20 protein-coding genes are annotated in these 14,840 nt (G+C 31.3%); 10 read left to right on the top strand and 10 right to left on the bottom strand.

All coding sequences use genetic code 11. The features are described from left to right. Positions 1 to 85 precede the first annotated feature (85 nt). Both HA149_RS00540 and nadB read left to right on the top strand, forming a co-directional pair. Positions 86 to 853 carry a DUF3120 domain-containing protein gene (locus HA149_RS00540; RefSeq protein WP_209112056.1) on the top strand — a complete coding sequence of 256 codons (768 nt, stop codon included), beginning with the start codon at positions 86 to 88 and terminating at the stop codon, positions 851 to 853. Continuing rightward, positions 853 to 2,520, top strand: a complete 1,668-nt coding sequence (gene nadB / locus HA149_RS00545) for an L-aspartate oxidase (protein ID WP_209112058.1) — start codon at positions 853 to 855, stop codon at positions 2,518 to 2,520. Before HA149_RS00540 ends, nadB begins: the two co-directional genes overlap by 1 nt. On the opposite strand, the gene HA149_RS00550 is transcribed toward nadB, so the two are convergent. After that, positions 2,510 to 3,445, bottom strand: coding sequence for a vitamin K epoxide reductase family protein (locus tag HA149_RS00550; protein WP_209112060.1), 936 nt, complete (start codon positions 3,443 to 3,445; stop codon positions 2,510 to 2,512). The genes nadB and HA149_RS00550 overlap by 11 nt on opposite strands. A 105-nt stretch (positions 3,446 to 3,550) precedes the next feature. Between HA149_RS00550 and rimO the strand changes: the two genes are divergently transcribed. After that, positions 3,551 to 4,915: a 30S ribosomal protein S12 methylthiotransferase RimO gene (gene rimO / locus HA149_RS00555; RefSeq protein ID WP_209112062.1), complete on the top strand. Its 1,365-nt coding sequence runs from the start codon at positions 3,551 to 3,553 to the stop codon at positions 4,913 to 4,915. A 5-nt stretch (positions 4,916 to 4,920) separates the two neighbouring features. Here rimO and petL read toward each other — a convergent pair whose 3' ends face one another. The 5 genes from petL to HA149_RS00575 all read right to left on the bottom strand — a co-directional run bounded on the left by petL (position 4,921) and on the right by HA149_RS00575 (position 8,270). Then, the gene (gene petL / locus HA149_RS09665; RefSeq protein WP_011375671.1) at positions 4,921 to 5,013 is read right to left on the bottom strand and encodes a cytochrome b6-f complex subunit PetL; all 93 of its coding nucleotides are present in this window, start codon (positions 5,011 to 5,013) and stop codon (positions 4,921 to 4,923) included. 64 nt (positions 5,014 to 5,077) lie between these two features. Then, positions 5,078 to 5,464: a DUF4346 domain-containing protein gene (locus HA149_RS00560; RefSeq protein WP_209112064.1), complete on the bottom strand. Its 387-nt coding sequence runs from the start codon at positions 5,462 to 5,464 to the stop codon at positions 5,078 to 5,080. Positions 5,465 to 5,524: 60 nt separating this feature from the next. Then, positions 5,525 to 6,679, bottom strand: coding sequence for a peptidogalycan biosysnthesis protein (locus HA149_RS00565; RefSeq protein ID WP_209112066.1), 1,155 nt, complete (start codon positions 6,677 to 6,679; stop codon positions 5,525 to 5,527). Positions 6,680 to 6,696: 17 nt separating this feature from the next. Beyond that, positions 6,697 to 7,347 carry a dihydrofolate reductase family protein gene (locus HA149_RS00570; protein WP_209112068.1) on the bottom strand — a complete coding sequence of 217 codons (651 nt, stop codon included), beginning with the start codon at positions 7,345 to 7,347 and terminating at the stop codon, positions 6,697 to 6,699. After that, positions 7,344 to 8,270, bottom strand: coding sequence for a 6-pyruvoyl trahydropterin synthase family protein (locus tag HA149_RS00575; RefSeq protein ID WP_209112070.1), 927 nt, complete (start codon positions 8,268 to 8,270; stop codon positions 7,344 to 7,346). Before HA149_RS00575 ends, HA149_RS00570 begins: the two co-directional genes overlap by 4 nt. Before the next feature lie 50 nt (positions 8,271 to 8,320). On the opposite strand from HA149_RS00575, the gene HA149_RS00580 reads away from it, so the two are divergent. Then, on the top strand, positions 8,321 to 8,878 hold the full coding sequence (locus HA149_RS00580) for a shikimate kinase (RefSeq protein ID WP_209112072.1): 558 nt from the start codon (positions 8,321 to 8,323) through the stop codon (positions 8,876 to 8,878). Here HA149_RS00580 and HA149_RS00585 read toward each other — a convergent pair. Next, positions 8,875 to 9,132, bottom strand: a complete 258-nt coding sequence (locus HA149_RS00585) for a chlororespiratory reduction protein 7 (RefSeq protein ID WP_011375677.1) — start codon at positions 9,130 to 9,132, stop codon at positions 8,875 to 8,877. The genes HA149_RS00580 and HA149_RS00585 overlap by 4 nt on opposite strands. Position 9,133: 1 nt before the next feature. On the opposite strand from HA149_RS00585, the gene HA149_RS00590 reads away from it, so the two are divergent. Further along, positions 9,134 to 9,841 (top strand): DUF6816 family protein, encoded by a 708-nt coding sequence (locus HA149_RS00590; protein WP_209112074.1) that lies wholly within the window; start codon positions 9,134 to 9,136, stop codon positions 9,839 to 9,841. On the opposite strand, the gene HA149_RS00595 is transcribed toward HA149_RS00590, so the two are convergent. Then, on the bottom strand, positions 9,828 to 10,553 hold the full coding sequence (locus HA149_RS00595; protein ID WP_209112076.1) for a glutathione S-transferase family protein: 726 nt from the start codon (positions 10,551 to 10,553) through the stop codon (positions 9,828 to 9,830). The genes HA149_RS00590 and HA149_RS00595 overlap by 14 nt on opposite strands. 54 nt (positions 10,554 to 10,607) lie before the next feature. Between HA149_RS00595 and HA149_RS00600 the strand changes: the two genes are divergently transcribed. Genes HA149_RS00600 through HA149_RS00610 form a run of 3 tightly spaced genes read left to right on the top strand, consistent with a single transcriptional unit; the run spans position 10,608 to position 11,993 of the window. Beyond that, positions 10,608 to 10,817: a DUF751 family protein gene (locus tag HA149_RS00600; RefSeq protein WP_002806502.1), complete on the top strand. Its 210-nt coding sequence runs from the start codon at positions 10,608 to 10,610 to the stop codon at positions 10,815 to 10,817. After that, a complete protein-coding gene (rbfA, locus tag HA149_RS00605) occupies positions 10,817 to 11,209 on the top strand; it encodes a 30S ribosome-binding factor RbfA (RefSeq protein WP_209112078.1) in 393 nt (130 codons plus the stop codon). Before HA149_RS00600 ends, rbfA begins: the two co-directional genes overlap by 1 nt. Next, positions 11,196 to 11,993: a uroporphyrinogen-III synthase gene (locus HA149_RS00610; protein WP_209112081.1), complete on the top strand. Its 798-nt coding sequence runs from the start codon at positions 11,196 to 11,198 to the stop codon at positions 11,991 to 11,993. The genes rbfA and HA149_RS00610 overlap by 14 nt, the downstream gene beginning before the upstream one ends. Here HA149_RS00610 and HA149_RS00615 read toward each other — a convergent pair. Both HA149_RS00615 and zds read right to left on the bottom strand, forming a co-directional pair. Then, complete coding sequence (locus HA149_RS00615; protein WP_209112083.1) at positions 11,986 to 12,456, bottom strand: SRPBCC family protein; 471 nt, start codon at positions 12,454 to 12,456, stop codon at positions 11,986 to 11,988. The genes HA149_RS00610 and HA149_RS00615 overlap by 8 nt on opposite strands. Positions 12,457 to 12,459: 3 nt before the next feature. Further along, a complete protein-coding gene (zds, locus tag HA149_RS00620; RefSeq protein WP_209112086.1) occupies positions 12,460 to 13,914 on the bottom strand; it encodes a 9,9'-di-cis-zeta-carotene desaturase in 1,455 nt (484 codons plus the stop codon). Positions 13,915 to 14,013: 99 nt separating this feature from the next. Between zds and HA149_RS00625 the strand changes: the two genes are divergently transcribed. Next, a complete protein-coding gene (locus tag HA149_RS00625; protein ID WP_209112088.1) occupies positions 14,014 to 14,406 on the top strand; it encodes a HesB/IscA family protein in 393 nt (130 codons plus the stop codon). Positions 14,407 to 14,411: 5 nt separating this feature from the next. Continuing rightward, positions 14,412 to 14,840 carry a tetratricopeptide repeat protein gene (locus HA149_RS00630; RefSeq protein ID WP_209112090.1) on the top strand — a complete coding sequence of 143 codons (429 nt, stop codon included), beginning with the start codon at positions 14,412 to 14,414 and terminating at the stop codon, positions 14,838 to 14,840.

Consider the following 14,840-nt stretch of genomic DNA (forward strand, 5'->3'; position numbering starts at 1 on the left):
GAAATTATGGGCCTTTTATTTATTAAAATATGACATTCGCAGTTTTCTAAAACACGATTTAGATTAATTAAAATAACCTTTTTCATTGAAAGAATTAATTACAAAAAATTTAGAAGTAAAAGATAAATTCAACTATGAATCCCAAAAGACAGTTGATTCATACGAAAATATTTTTTTATCAAATCCTATATCTTTAAGATTGTGGTCTTCTTTTTTTGTAATTTTACCTATTTTTGTTCAAGCCCCTTGGGTTAGATTTGAACCAATAAGTGCTCTTTGTTTTACTTTTGTTATTTTCTTAGTGGCAATTGTTTTGAATAAAAAAGGATCAAATAAGTGGTTTATTGTCAGTTCATTATTAGTTGGTATATCAGGTAGTTGGCTTGGTGGATGTTTGTTCTGGGGATGGTTAAGCCCATTTCCTATCCTACACATACCTGTTGAAGCTGTAGTTCTTCCATTAGCTTTAATTGGATTTGGTACTAATTGGAAAATAGGTTCAAGTTTTTATATCTCTTCTTTATTTGGAACCGCAGTTACCGACATTACAATATTTCTAATTGGAATCATGGATCAATGGAGGCAGGTAATTACAGCAGATTCTGAAAATGCACCCATGATTCTTCAAAAAACTTCAGAGAGTCTTATTCAAATAAAATCATTATCTATTATCGTTTTTGTTGCTCTTATACTTTGGTTTATTTCAAAAGAAATTTTAGATTCTGGCACAATTAATACTACTAGTGGTAAAGCACTCTTAGTTTCTGGTTACGTAATTCAAACGACATTAATTGTTGATGGTATTTTTATTGTTTTAGCAATTCTGCAACCAACTTTTAGTGGATTGGTTTGATGTTAAGGCCTCCATTTTCGCAAGAACCGATACCAATAAATAATTGGGATGTAATCGTTATAGGCGCTGGAGCTGCTGGCCTTATGACTTGTCTTGAATTACCCTCAAATTTAAAAGTACTTCTTTTAAATAGAAATACTAGTAAGGTATCTTCTAGTAGATGGGCTCAAGGCGGAATTGCATCTGTTGTTAGACAAGATGATTCATTTGATCTTCATGCTGAGGATACTTTAAAAGCAGGTGATGGACTATGTGATTTTCAAGCTGTAGAAATGCTAGTTAAAGAAGCTCCAGGTTGTGTAGAAAGGTTGCAGAATTTAGGGATGATTTTTGATCAAAGTTCTGATCAACTAGCTACTACCTTGGAAGCAGCCCATTCACGAAGAAGAGTCTTACATGTTAAAGATCGTACTGGACGAGCATTAGTTGAAGTTCTAGAAGATCATGTTGAGAATCAAAAAAATATTCTTCATTGCAGGGGTGTAAGAGTAACTGAACTTCTCATTGAAAATAAAGAATGTAGAGGAGTTCAGGTTCTTGATGGAGCAAATTTATATTGGATTAAATCTAGAGCTGTTGTTTTGGCTACAGGTGGGGGTGGACACTTATTTACAAATACAACTAATCCTGCTCAATCCTCTGGTGAAGGGATTGCTCTTGCATGGAAAGCAGGAGCTGCTATTGAAGATTTAGAGTTCGTGCAATTTCATCCAACAGCTTTAAAATTTTATGGTGCACCTTGCTTCTTAATATCTGAGGCACTTAGAGGGGAAGGAGCGATTTTAGTTGATAAAAATGGTGAAAGTCCAGTTAAAAATCTTGAGAATCGTGATCTAGCTACTAGAGATCAGGTAAGTAGAGCAATTATGAAAAATATGCATGATAATAATGTAGACCATGTTGGTTTAGATCTTCGGTATATTGACCCAGAAAAAATTGTAGAGCGCTTCCCCACGATCTTAAGTCGATGCCAGGATTATGGCGTTAACCCTTTAAATGAAGTTATTCCCGTAGCCCCTGCAGCTCATTATTGGATGGGCGGTGTTAAAACTGATCTAAATGCATCTTCAACAAGAAAAGGATTATATGCCGTTGGAGAAGTTGCTTCTACAGGAGTGCATGGTGCTAATAGACTGGCAAGTAATTCACTGATGGAGTGTCTTGTTTTCGCAAGAAAAATGTCTTCAATTGTTTTGAATGACCTGTCTAAATTTGAAAAATTTGATAGATCATTTCAAGAGTTTGATATTGAAGATCCTAAAGAAGATAAAATTTCTATAATTGCTGAAAAAATTGATAATCTAAGAAAACTATGTTGGTTAAATTTAGGTGTATCTCGAAATAAGGTAAATATGAGTAAATTTTTAAATTACATTCAAAATGATATAGATAAATTAAATAAAAATGATTTACTAAATAGTCTTGAAAAAATAAAATTTGATCAAAAAATAAAACTTAGTGAACGCAATAGAAGAGCATTAAATCTTTTACTTGATTTAAAGAATAGACAAATAACCACCATAACTTTATTAAAGGCTTGTCTATTTAGAGAAGAAAGTAGAGGAGGGCATTATAGAGATGATTTCCCTGATAAAGATAAAAATTGGGAATGCCATACTAGACAACAGTTAGATCAAAAAATTCAAAAAAGATTTATTAAAAATTAAGATCTCCTTGATAGTCGGTTTTTGTTGCTAATTCATTTAAGTCACGAGTACCACTAGTAATTTCTCCATTTATTTCCCAAGAAGGAAATCCACTTATTCCTTTCGTTTGGCATAGCTCATACTCATTATCTTTACCATCTTTAGCACACTCAACTACTTTTAATTCTTTAACTGCTTCCTTACCAAATAATTGTTTCTGATCGTGGCAATGCGGGCACCAGTATGCACTATACATAACAATATTGTTTTCACTTAAAAATTTTGCAAACTTTACCTTCTGGGGAGAGCTTGAAGTGGTAATTATTGGCGATACATTTTCAGTGGGGTTTGCAACATCAATAGCATTAGAGGGGTCAACGTTTGTTGACCAAATTAGGCCCCCCAGCAGGACACTAATGGCTACAATGAAACCTCTAAAAATCATAGGTTCTCTACTTTCGAACTTTGCTCCAATCATAGAAATTATAAAGATAGAAAACGATAAAATTGCTGAAAGTATACAAAAAAAGCAATATGCTTGAATCTTGAAAAACATTATATTTATCAATAAAAAGCTAAAGGTTGATGACGCACAAGAAATTAGAAATACTAACCACCATAAAAACTTATTTAGTTTTTCTTTTGGGGAAATTAAATTAAGCGAGAGTATTATTGTGATAACTAATATTGATAAATATGTTATAAATCCAGCTAATGAGAGAGGTATATTAACTTGATTATTTTCAAATAAAGTACCCCAAGGACTATTTAAAACTGTTTCACAACCATTTTGTATCCCTGGGCATGAAAGAGAAGTAAATAATCCCCAGTTTTTTAAAGTAATCGAACCTGTGTCAACTATGCCTATAGTGCTAAGAATTGCGATTATGATTTTTGGCCATTTCAAATCTTTTTTATTTCTTCTGTTTAAAGTCTTAAGGGCCATACAAAAAGAAAGTTTGTTATTTACATTATCTATCCTAATATTATCTTGGCATGAGAGTTATATACGAAATGCTGTTCAAATCTTTTAATTCTTATTTTTCAAGTTGTGAAACAAAATAGTCTCAATGTAAAAGAAAAAAAACTATCTAAGATCGCATTTAGTCATGTTGGTTGTGAGAAAAATCTTGTTGATACTGAACATATGCAAGGCTTATTAGATAAAGAGGGTTATGAAGTTGACAGCAATATAAATGATGCAAATGTTGTTGTTGTAAATACTTGCAGTTTTATTGAAACTGCTAGAGAAGAATCTATTAGAAAAATTCTAGAATATACAAATCAAGGAAAGGAAGTAATAGTTGCAGGCTGTATGGCTCAGCATTTTAAAGATGAGCTTATAAAAGAAATCCCTGAAATAAAAGGTTTGGTTGGAACAGGAGATTATCAAAAGATAGCCAAGGTTTTAGACAGAGTAGAAAAAGGGGAAATCGTTAATGAAGTTTCAAAAATACCTGAATTTATTGCAGATGAGGAAATGCCTCGTTTTGTAGATAAAAATAAATTTGTTGCGTATCTTCGCATTGCTGAAGGCTGTAACTATAATTGCGCTTTTTGTATTATTCCTAAGTTGAGAGGTCCTCAAAGAAGTAGAACAATAGAATCTATAGTTTCAGAAGCCAAAAGTCTTGCAAAAAAGGGTATTCAAGAAATCATATTAATTAGTCAAATAACAACTAATTATGGTCAAGATATTTATGGAAAACCATCATTAGCCAAACTTTTGAATGAGCTTTCTAAAGTTCCAATTCCTTGGATAAGGATACATTATGCTTATCCAACAGGTTTAACTGATGAAGTTATTAGAGCTTTCAAAGATTCAAAGAATATAGTACCTTACTTTGATTTGCCACTTCAGCATAGTCATCCAGATGTGTTGAAGAGTATGAATAGACCTTGGCAAGCTTCTTTGAATAAATCAATTTTGGAGAAAATTAGAGAAGAAATTCCATCTGCTGTATTAAGAACTAGTCTCATTGTTGGGTTCCCAGGAGAAAAAAAAGAACATTTTGAACATCTTCTCGAATTTTTGGATAGGCACAAATTTGATCATGTGGGAGTGTTTATTTTTTCTCCTGAGGAAGGAACTGCAGCTTTTCATTTGCCAAATAAAGTATCTTCAGAGGTTGCAGAGGCAAGAAAAGATAACGTTATTTCAGTGCAACAAAATATCTCTAAAGATAAAAATCAGACATATGTTGGTTCAAAAATGAAGATTTTGGTAGAAAAAATATCAGACAATAACGAATTAATAGGTCGGTCCTACAATTTCGCTCCTGAAATTGACGGAACTGTAATTTTATCTGTTAAAGATAAAATTGATTTGAAAAAATATATTGGAAAATTTGTTGAAGCAAATATTTCGTTTGCGGATGAATATGATTTGTATGGAGAAACTATTAAAATTTTGTAGTTTTTTTAAATTAATTTAACTGCTCTTAAGAGCTTATCTAATGCGAAAGCGGCTCCAAAACCAAAACCGATAAATGCAAAATAGAAAATGATGTTCATTAATTTTTTTATTTTTATTTAATTTAACATCAGATGAAAAGATTAAATTTTTTCGTTTAATTTCTTAATCTTGGATATAGGGTAATTTTTTGTATAAGCATTCTTCTGCTTTTTGTAGTTCCCGGCCTAAATATAGAGCATGGTCGAATCTGGTTATTAAGTCATTTCTTTCTTCAGTAATCAAAATTCCAAGTTGTTTCGCACTAATACCTTTAAAAACTTCATTACTAACTCTTTTATTTTGAGAGTCGCATTTGATTTGTTCATTTGTTTCTGGGTCAAGCGCATAGCCTTCCTCATCGATGTTATTTAAAAAGTGCTCTAGAATTATTTTATTTTCTTCTAAATTTACTTTTATAATAAAATAACCATTTGGATCTAATGCTATATATCGGTTGGATAGATTATTATCAATCTTTATTTTTTCATCTAAACTTTTACTAGAATCCATCCTTAGAAGTTAATAAAAACTATATTACTAATATAATCTTTCGTAAGGCCAAATAATTTTTTATTTAAAGGGTATAGAATTATTCTCAAATTCAATTTCCGTCTCGGTTTGTTTATTAACTTCATTTAGCCAAGGATAAATTATATTTTCCATATTTTTGTCAAACCACTTATGCAAGCTAATGGTGCTTTTTGCAAAAAACCCCCTCCGCCTTTTATGTTTACCACCTGCTCCAGGATCAAAAAAATGGATACTATTTTTTATTGCCCATTCAATTGGCTGGTAGTAACATAATTCAAAATGTAGATAAGATATGTCTTCTTGACTGCCCCAATATCTACCCCATAAGTTGTTTTTATTTTTAACGCACATTGACATAGCAAAAATATCACTTGAATCATTTTTTGATGCGCTAAAAAGTAAAAGATTTTTTTTATTATCAACAATTTTTTCGAAAAATGTAGATGTTAGATATTTACTTCCCCAAACTCCCCACCTCGAGCAATGCTGTTCATAAAAATTATGCATTTTTTTGAGGATTTCTTGGTTGATATCATCTTTATTAAAAATTTCTATTTTAATATCTTGTTTAGTAATTGATTTCCTCTCTTTTTTGATATTTTTTCTCTGATTAGAGTTAAATCTAGAAAGAAAATCATCAAACGTTTTTTCTCCGTTACTCCTCCATTCACTGCTGGAATTTATCCATTTATAGTATCCCAAAGATTTAAGATGGTTGCCCCAGCTTTCATCAATATATAAAAAATTGCAACTTAAAATTTTGTTTGTAATCGCAAAGCTTTCGATATTGTTTATGAGTAAATTTGTAATTTCTTTCTTATCCTTATTTTTTTTATAAAGAAATTGATATCCATTTACAGGACTATAAGGACTCATTCCAATTAATTTAGGGTAATAATTTAAATTCAGCTCTCGAGCCAATCGTGCAAATGATTGATCAAAAATGAATTCTCCATAGCTATGATTTTTTAAAAAAAGTGGAGCAATTCCTAATATTTCTTCATTTTTATAAGCAACAAAATATAGAGGTTGCCAACCAGTTTCTCTTGAAACACTTTTTGATATTTCAAGGTTTTTAAGCCAAGTCCATTCATAAAATGGATTATTAATTTCATTTGCTAATTCATTCCATATCTCCTTTGAGATTTCCTTAATTGACAATTTGACTTCAACTTTATGTATTTTTTGGTTCATTTATTATTCAATCTATTTCAAATTTTTTTGTAATGAACATGGATTTCATTATTCATTAAATTTTGAATTGATTTTATTTCCCATACTCTTTTGAGATTAAAAATCTCATTTGTTTGTTCTGGAGGGATCCATGTATATCTACCTCCAATAATTCGTGGAATTATTGTAATTTTTATATCTGTTATTAGATCCTCTTTTATAAATGAATTTATAAGTTTTGCACCTCCTAAAAGAGCTAGATTATTTATCCCTTGTTTTTTTAGTGAAATTAAAGTTTTCCCCCATGAATCTTCGAAAAAGAGTTGTTTCTCGAAGTCATTATTCGATGAATTATCAACTTTACTTGAGCTTATTAGCCATCTTCTAATTGGTTGACGAAAGTATTTCCAATTACTGTTAAAGTTTTTGCTATTTGAAGCAACTATAGAAATTGGTTGGCTTTTTGATATATTTACTTCGTCATCTTCATTGAGATTTTTAATTAAGTAAGTTGATTGATGGGCTATTAAAGTACCTAAACCAAAAATGGTGGCATCAACCATTGATAAGTTTTGATTTAATATTTTTTTATCTTCTTCACTTCCAAGATGCGATTCTCCACCTCCAGGAAATGCAATTCTCCCATCAAGACTAGATGCTATAACAATTATTACTCTTGGGAGACTCAAGTTTGTGTGACTAAACTATTTTCAAATTCCAACTTCAATGAATTGGTTAACTTCTGATCAACATAAATTTCTGCAGCATTATTTGGACTCTCTTGGAGTCTTATTTTGTGTAATGTTGCACCAAGGTTATCTATTGGTTTTTGAAGAATATCAGAAATATATAAAGCTATATTTTCAGCAGTTGGAACACAATTATGGAAAAATTCGATGTCTTTATTTAGAAAAGTATGATCTAGTTGTTCAACAACCAAATCATTAATTATCTCTTGGAGGGCAGATAAGTCGCAAACCATTCCTGTTCTTTTATCAATGTCTCCTTTTACAGTTATTTCGACAAGATAGTTATGACCATGTCCATTAACTCTGGCACATTTCCCATAGATTTTTTTATTTTCATCAAAGGATATTTCTTCTTTTGCAAGTCTATGAGCGGCTGCAAAATGAGTTTGTACTGTTAAAAATGCTTCCATGTTTTTTCCAAAATAATCTGCCCATAAATTTGGGTTTTCATAAAGTCTTAGACTTGTAAGAGGTAAATCATCTTTTAGACGACTCCAAATGACCTTTACTAATGCTTCAGTTGTGGGAAGTATACCCTCTTGATTATTAACATTAAATTCAGGCCAGACATCATTTAAAAAACGAAAATCTAATTGTCCAGTAACCTTATCTTTAATAGAATGCTTTACATCAGAGAGATTAAGTACCATTCCATCAGAGTCGAGTTCTCCACCCATTGAAACAATAAGTTCATAATTATGACCATGACCTGGTGCAATACTGCACTTTCCAAAAAGAGATAAATTTTCTTCTGGGCTTTTTTCAGGGAGCCAATAACGGTGACTAGAACTAAAGCAGGCACGTCGAGTTATGACGCATTCACGTCCTTTCCCATGTAATGGTTTGGATTGTGTAGAAGTCATACCTGTCTGCGATAATACTATATTAAGGTTTTAAATACACTTTTGTCTTTATGGAACAATCCATTATCAAAAAAACAGTTCATACTTTAAAGGGCAGAAGCATTTTTTTAATAGGAATGATGGGTTCTGGTAAGTCACAAACTGGTTTAAAGTTGGCTGAATTATTGAAGTATAAATATATTGATTTAGATTCATTAATAGAGAAGTTGGCAAAAAAATCTATCAATCAAATTTTTAATGATGAAGGAGAATATAATTTCCGTGAATTAGAAGCAAACTGCCTTAAAGAAACTATCAAAATTCCTTCATTAGTAATCTCAACTGGGGGAGGAATAGTTACTAAATTGGAAAACTGGGGAATCTTAAGACAGGGAATAATTGCTTGGATAGATCTCGACAAAGATATAGCAATTGAAAGATTGAAAAATGAAATTGAAAATAGGCCACTTCTTCAGGGAAAGAATCTAAATGATTTATATATGAGCATTTTTCAATCTAGAGAAAATTTGTATTCTCAAGCAGATTTAAGAATTCAAGTAAAAAGGGAAAATATTGAAGAAGTAGCTATGAAAATAATTAATGCAATTCATAAAGAAATAATTAGTTAATCTGGTTCAATTCTTACTGCAAACCATTTAATAACGTATCCTAATTTTATTTCTAATTCATAAGTGCTTTCCAATAATTCTTCAAAAAATTCCTGATCAGGATCTTCTATATTTTGATATATTGTTTGTGTTTCTGTCTTACTAAGCCAATTCTTCAACCATAAAATTGCTTCTTGCTTTGATACAATTTTTTCTTTTGAATCTGGCTCTAATAATACATAATGATCTGATGCTCTTATTAGTGGATTTGACATAATGAAGATTCTTATTGGATTAATTCTTTGCTTGATTTTTCAAGGAATTTTTTTAGAAAGTTCTTTTGCTCTAATAGATTCTAACGTACGAGACTTTTTGGAAAATCGTGAAAATCAATGGCCGGAATTATATTTGCCAAATTTTAAATTATCTGATACCTCTAAAGATTTAGTTTATCCTAAATGGTTCGAGGGGAATTGGCTTGTTACTTCTCAAGATATAGTTAATGATTCAGAAGAACCAGTTATTTATAAAGTAAATTTCTTTAAGAATAATTCAGATTTAATTGTTGGTAATCGTGCAAAAAATTCTGAATCTATTGGAAAAGCAATATTTGGTGATACCTTAATCAAGGTTGTAAATGATCCTCAATCTATTAATAATCAAATTACTTATTTAAAAGATGATTTTTACATCGATTCAAGAATTACAGGGAGAAATCAGATCCAAGATGATGATATTTTTTTCGCAGATGAGCTAGTTATACAAACAGCGCATAAGCCAGGCGCTTCAAGGATTAATCAGGTAGAGACCATTAGTAAATTTCAAAAATGTTCCGAAGAAATATTGGAAGTTGATAATTCAATCAAACCATCAATTTGTGGAGTGCAATATGTTGCTTCTTATGGTTCAAAAGTTGGTGATCCTTCTATTCATGCTATAAAAACAAATAAATATAAATTGACGTTTGAATTTATTGAAAGTTAGCACTAAAAAGATATTCTTCTAAGTTGTTCCTCCAAATAAAAAGATTTTCTAAATATGGGTTATTTATGTATTCTTGGCTCCCCTCTCCTGAAAGAATTGGTCCTGCAGACTTTGGAAATTTAAGAAGTGATAATTGAGCAGCAATTGAAATATCTGCAATTGATAAACTATCTCCAACTAAATATTTTTTGTTGATCAAGGATTTTGATAAAGCTTCCAGTAATTTTTGGAGTTCTAAATTATCTTTAGAAGACAAAACTACATTAGAAATTTTACTAAGATTTTCAAAAGGTAATCTATCTACAATACTTTTAACTGAAGAAGGTATTTCATCTGGAAGTAATGCAGTTCTTAGCTGTGGATTTTCTATTGCAGATTTTATTAATACTTTTCTACAAGTTGTAGCCATTGTAGTATCTGCCCAATCTTCAATTAGTTTGCATTGTGCAAATAATATTGGGTCCTCAGGAAAGAGTGGATTGTTATCATTTTTTTTATCTATATATTCGCAAATAGTTGAAGAGTCATTAATAACTTGATCATTACTATCAACTATTACAGGTACTTGCTTTTGACCTGATAATTTAAAGATTTCAAATTGGCCTATTCCAGGTGTTACTTCTTCAACTCGATATTGTAGTTTTTTTGCATGAAGAGCCATTCTTGTTTTTAAACAAAAAGCACTATGCCTAAATTGATATAATGTAATCATGCTGTTTAATGTTTGTTAAAACCTAGCTAAAAAAGTAATCTATTTGTGGAGCTTATGGGCGAATTTTTCTCTAATGTTGCAAGATATCCAAAGTATTTGATATCCATCATTGTTGGGGGACTTGTTGCTTTGCTTGAACCTTTATTCAAAAATAGATCAAATCCACTCACAATAGTAGGTTTGATATCTTCTGTCTTAAGTGCTTTCATAACTGTTTATTTTGTCTTGCAAGCGATGACAAACCCAATAAATTTACAACCATAATGCCAAATAATTACCGTCTTGCAAAAGTTTCTTCTCTTTTGAAGAAAGAAATAACCCTTATTTTGCAGAATGATTTGGAAAATGATCTTATTAGAGATCATTTCGTCAATATTTCAAAGATTGATTTATCAGGTGATTTGCAACACTGTAAAATTTACATAACTTCAACTGCTCAAGAGAAAGTGAGGAAAGAGATTGTAGCAAACTTGAATACTTCTAAAAGCTCTATTAGGCATAGTTTAGGAAAAAGAATAGAGATGAGAAGAGTTCCAGAGATAATTTTTAAAGACGATGTTGTTCTTGATAAAGGATTATCAGTCTTGAAACTTCTCGATGAATTAAAAAATAAAAATCAAAATAATAATTTTGAGGAAAAGGATGCCAATAGTTGATCTACCCCTTGATCAAAGAAATATAATTATTACTCGATCAAAAGAAGGGATATTGGATATAAAAAAGATATTCATAAGCAAGGGTGCTAATGTATTTGATTTGCCTGCAATAAGTATTGGTGATCCTGATGATTTGAATCCTCTTGACGAAGCATTAAATCAAATTAATGATTTTCATTGGATTATCTTTTCAAGTAGTAATGGGATCAAATTTGTAGATAAAAGACTTAGATACTTTAATAGTTCATTAAAAGAATGTTCTAAAAAAACAAAAATCGCCGTAGTCGGAGAAAAAACCTCAAAAACTCTTGTTGATTTTGGGATTAAGGCTGATTTCATACCTCCAGAATTCGTTGCTGAAAGTTTAATTGATAATTTTCCTATATCTGGTTATGGACTTCGAGTCTTTGTACCAAGAGTTCAAACAGGTGGTAGGGATCTAATTGCAGATCAATTTAGAAAGGCTGGTGCTCGTGTATTTGAGGTTGCTGCATATGAAACTAGATGTCCTGACTCAATTCCGGAAGAAACAATTGATATTATTTCTAATCGAAAAGTAGATGCAATTATTTTCTCAAGCGGTAAAACCGTAGTAAATGCTGCTTTTTTACTAGAAAAAAAACTTGGTAAACAATGGTTAGAATATTTTGATCAGATTAAGTTGTTATCTATTGGACCTCAGACAACAAAAATATGTAATAAGATTTTTGGCAGAGTTGATAGTCAGGCACAAAAATATACCTTTGAAGGACTGCTAGATTTGGCAATTAATATTTTTAGTTAGAAAAATTTTTTGAATAGTTCTTTTCAACTAAATCTTTGAACCTATCAATATTGGCCTGTAATTCGTTTGTAACTATTTTGCCTAAGATATTTTGTTCCATAAATCGTGCAATCATTTTAGGTAGCTCATAAGTTATTGCTAAATTTACAGTGGTGATTTGATCAGTTTTACTTTCGAAAACTACTGATCCCTGAGTTGGTAAACCTCCTATTGATTTCCATTTAAGTTTGCTTTTTTCGACCCTTTCTGTAATTTGAGCTTTCCATTTAAACCTAAAGCCATTTGCTGCCAAAGTCCATTCTGTTAAATCTGGTAATGTATTGGTCTCTTCATCAACTGTTTTTACAGATTCAATCCAGCTCATCCAAAGTGACATTGAGTCTAAATCGCTCCATGTATCCCAAACATTTTCAAGAGGCGCATTAACAACTGTTATTACGTCATGTTTTAGCCAAGTACCCATTAATTAACTGACCGCAAGATTCTTTGCTAATTCTGCTTTCTTCTCTAAAATTGCAGCAGCAGCCAAATGACCACTCATTGTAGCTCCCTCCATAGAGTCTATGTAATCTTGTTTTGTATAACTACCAGCCATGAAGAAATTAGATATAGATGTTTTTTGATTAGGTCTGAAAGGTTCCATGCCTGGAGCTTCTCTATAGAGAGATTGTGGAATTTGTACTACATTACTCCAAAGCAATTTAAGGTTTTTTGAGGATGGGAATAGACGACGAACCTCTTTATCTATTTCTTTTGTAATTCTTTCTGTAGATCTTCCCATCCATCGATCGCCAGGAGTTAAAACACATTGGAGAAGTGATCCCATATCTTTTTTTCTATAGTCTGCTGGACTTGCTAGTGCTAAATCAGCGAAACAACTGAAAGAGGCATCAGCAGAATAAAGAAGGTTATCTAATCCAATTGGTTCGTTTCCTGTATTATCTTTTTGTAATTCAGTAACCCAACCGTCATATCTTAATTGGATTGTGGCAACAGCAACAGCTCTAAGTTTTTTTAAACCTTCAAATTCTTTAAATTGATACCATTCTTTTGGAATTATTTTTTTTATTCCAGGAACATCGCAGGCAGCTAGAAATTTATCTGCAAAAACTGCCTTAATTCCTTCAGTAGAAGATATTTTTAATTTGGTAACTGAATAAGAGGAAGATTCCTTTTCATAAATTATTTCTTCTACCTTATGGTTAAGATGAATTTTTGCTCCTTTGTTTATGATGTAGTCGACAATAGGTTGAGTTAACCACTTATGTGGAGAACCTTTTAAAAGATTCAGTTTTGAGGCTTCTGTTTTTGAAGCAAACATCATGAAGATAGTTAGCATGCATCTTGCTGAAATATCTTTGCAATTAATGAAACCTAAAGCATATGCGATAGGATCCCACATTCTTTCTAAACTTTTTTCACTTCCACCATGGTTTAAAAACCATTCTTTAAAACTAATTTTATCTAGATCCCTAATTATTTTCATTGCGCCTTCATAGTCTATCAATCCTCTAACTATTGGGCTTGTCCCTAAAGCTAAGGCATTTCTAAACTTATCTACCCAAGTAATTTGTTCGGTGGTAAAAAAAGCTTTTAGTCCATTAAATGGAGCACCTACAGGGAATCTGAAGTCTAAAGATTTTAAATTACCACCATTATTGATAAATAGATGAGTATGATCTTTCGGGAGTAAATTGTCTAGAGCTCCAACTTTTTTCATTAATTTGAAAAGATTTGCATAATTATAAAAAAATACATGTAAACCCATTTCTATGTGGTTGCCATCCTTATCTTCCCAACTTCCAACTTTACCTCCCCAAAATGACCTGCTCTCATAAATTTCTACTTCGTGGCCTTCATCAACTAAATTTACTGCTGCTGTAAGACCAGCTAATCCAGAACCAACTATTGCAATTTTCACTTTTTCTTAAAATTATAACAAATCAAGTTTGGATAATGTTTGTTCTATGCATACTATCGATTAAGTTTTTATATTATAAATAGGAGAAATACTTTGTTTATGGAAAATGTAGAAGTTAAACAGGAAATTAAAAATTCTGATGATGGCAAAGGTATCTTAATTACGAATGATGCTATAGAACAAATTTCAAATTTATTGAAGGGCCAAAGTGATAAAAAAGCACTAAGGGTAGGAGTAAGATCAGGCGGTTGTAGTGGGATGAGTTATACGATGGATTTTATAGGAACCAATGAAATAAATCCCGATGATAAAGTTTATGATTATTCATTAAAAGCTGATCAAAGCTTTCAAGTAGTTTGTGACCCTAAAAGTCTTTTATATATTTATGGAATGCAATTAGATTTTAGTAAGGAATTAATTGGAGGTGGCTTTAATTTTGTAAATCCCAATGCTTCTCAAACTTGCGGTTGTGGAAGTTCCTTTGCAGTTTAAAAAAAATGAATAACGAAATAAATCTTATCGAAGAGAATTTTAATGCAGCTCTATCAAGATATAAAGCAGGTCAAGATTTAATTCCAATCGTTCAAGATTTTCAAAAAATTATACAGCAAATCCCAAATCATTTTGCTGCCTGGACTTGTTTATCATGGCTCCAATTACTTTTGAAAAATAATGAAGAAGCTTTGTCAGCTGCCAGACAAGCTGTTCGATTAAATCAGCAAGATCCACAAGCAAGAATGAATTTGTCTTTAGCTCTTTTGGCTACCAATAATAAAGGTGTTAGGGATCATATTGAGTTAATAAAAAAAATGTCTATAATGATGCCTGATGTGAAAAGTGAGTTGAAAGAATCTGTTGAAGACGGATTCAGTAGATATCCAGATTGGCCTGAATTAACAAAAGTAAAAAAATGGTTGGAATTTTAA

Source organism: Prochlorococcus marinus XMU1406, from assembly GCF_017696055.1.
GTDB lineage: Bacteria > Cyanobacteriota > Cyanobacteriia > PCC-6307 > Cyanobiaceae > Prochlorococcus_A > Prochlorococcus_A marinus_W.

Bases quoted from the DNA above. Each gene is read 5' to 3' on its own strand.
- nadB (WP_209112058.1), top strand. From the start codon at position 853: ATGTTAAGGCCTCCATTTTCGCAAGAACCGATACCAATAAATAATTGG.
- HA149_RS00550 (WP_209112060.1), bottom strand. From the start codon at position 3,445: ATGGCCCTTAAGACTTTAAACAGAAGAAATAAAAAAGATTTGAAATGG.
- petL (WP_011375671.1), bottom strand. From the start codon at position 5,013: ATGAACATCATTTTCTATTTTGCATTTATCGGTTTTGGTTTTGGAGCC.
- HA149_RS00560 (WP_209112064.1), bottom strand. From the start codon at position 5,464: ATGGATTCTAGTAAAAGTTTAGATGAAAAAATAAAGATTGATAATAAT.
- HA149_RS00565 (WP_209112066.1), bottom strand. From the start codon at position 6,679: ATGAACCAAAAAATACATAAAGTTGAAGTCAAATTGTCAATTAAGGAA.
- HA149_RS00575 (WP_209112070.1), bottom strand. From the start codon at position 8,270: ATGACTTCTACACAATCCAAACCATTACATGGGAAAGGACGTGAATGC.
- HA149_RS00580 (WP_209112072.1), top strand. From the start codon at position 8,321: ATGGAACAATCCATTATCAAAAAAACAGTTCATACTTTAAAGGGCAGA.
- HA149_RS00585 (WP_011375677.1), bottom strand. From the start codon at position 9,132: ATGTCAAATCCACTAATAAGAGCATCAGATCATTATGTATTATTAGAG.
- HA149_RS00590 (WP_209112074.1), top strand. From the start codon at position 9,134: ATGAAGATTCTTATTGGATTAATTCTTTGCTTGATTTTTCAAGGAATT.
- HA149_RS00595 (WP_209112076.1), bottom strand. From the start codon at position 10,553: ATGATTACATTATATCAATTTAGGCATAGTGCTTTTTGTTTAAAAACA.
- HA149_RS00600 (WP_002806502.1), top strand. From the start codon at position 10,608: ATGGGCGAATTTTTCTCTAATGTTGCAAGATATCCAAAGTATTTGATA.
- rbfA (WP_209112078.1), top strand. From the start codon at position 10,817: ATGCCAAATAATTACCGTCTTGCAAAAGTTTCTTCTCTTTTGAAGAAA.
- HA149_RS00610 (WP_209112081.1), top strand. From the start codon at position 11,196: ATGCCAATAGTTGATCTACCCCTTGATCAAAGAAATATAATTATTACT.
- HA149_RS00615 (WP_209112083.1), bottom strand. From the start codon at position 12,456: ATGGGTACTTGGCTAAAACATGACGTAATAACAGTTGTTAATGCGCCT.
- HA149_RS00625 (WP_209112088.1), top strand. From the start codon at position 14,014: ATGGAAAATGTAGAAGTTAAACAGGAAATTAAAAATTCTGATGATGGC.
- HA149_RS00630 (WP_209112090.1), top strand. From the start codon at position 14,412: ATGAATAACGAAATAAATCTTATCGAAGAGAATTTTAATGCAGCTCTA.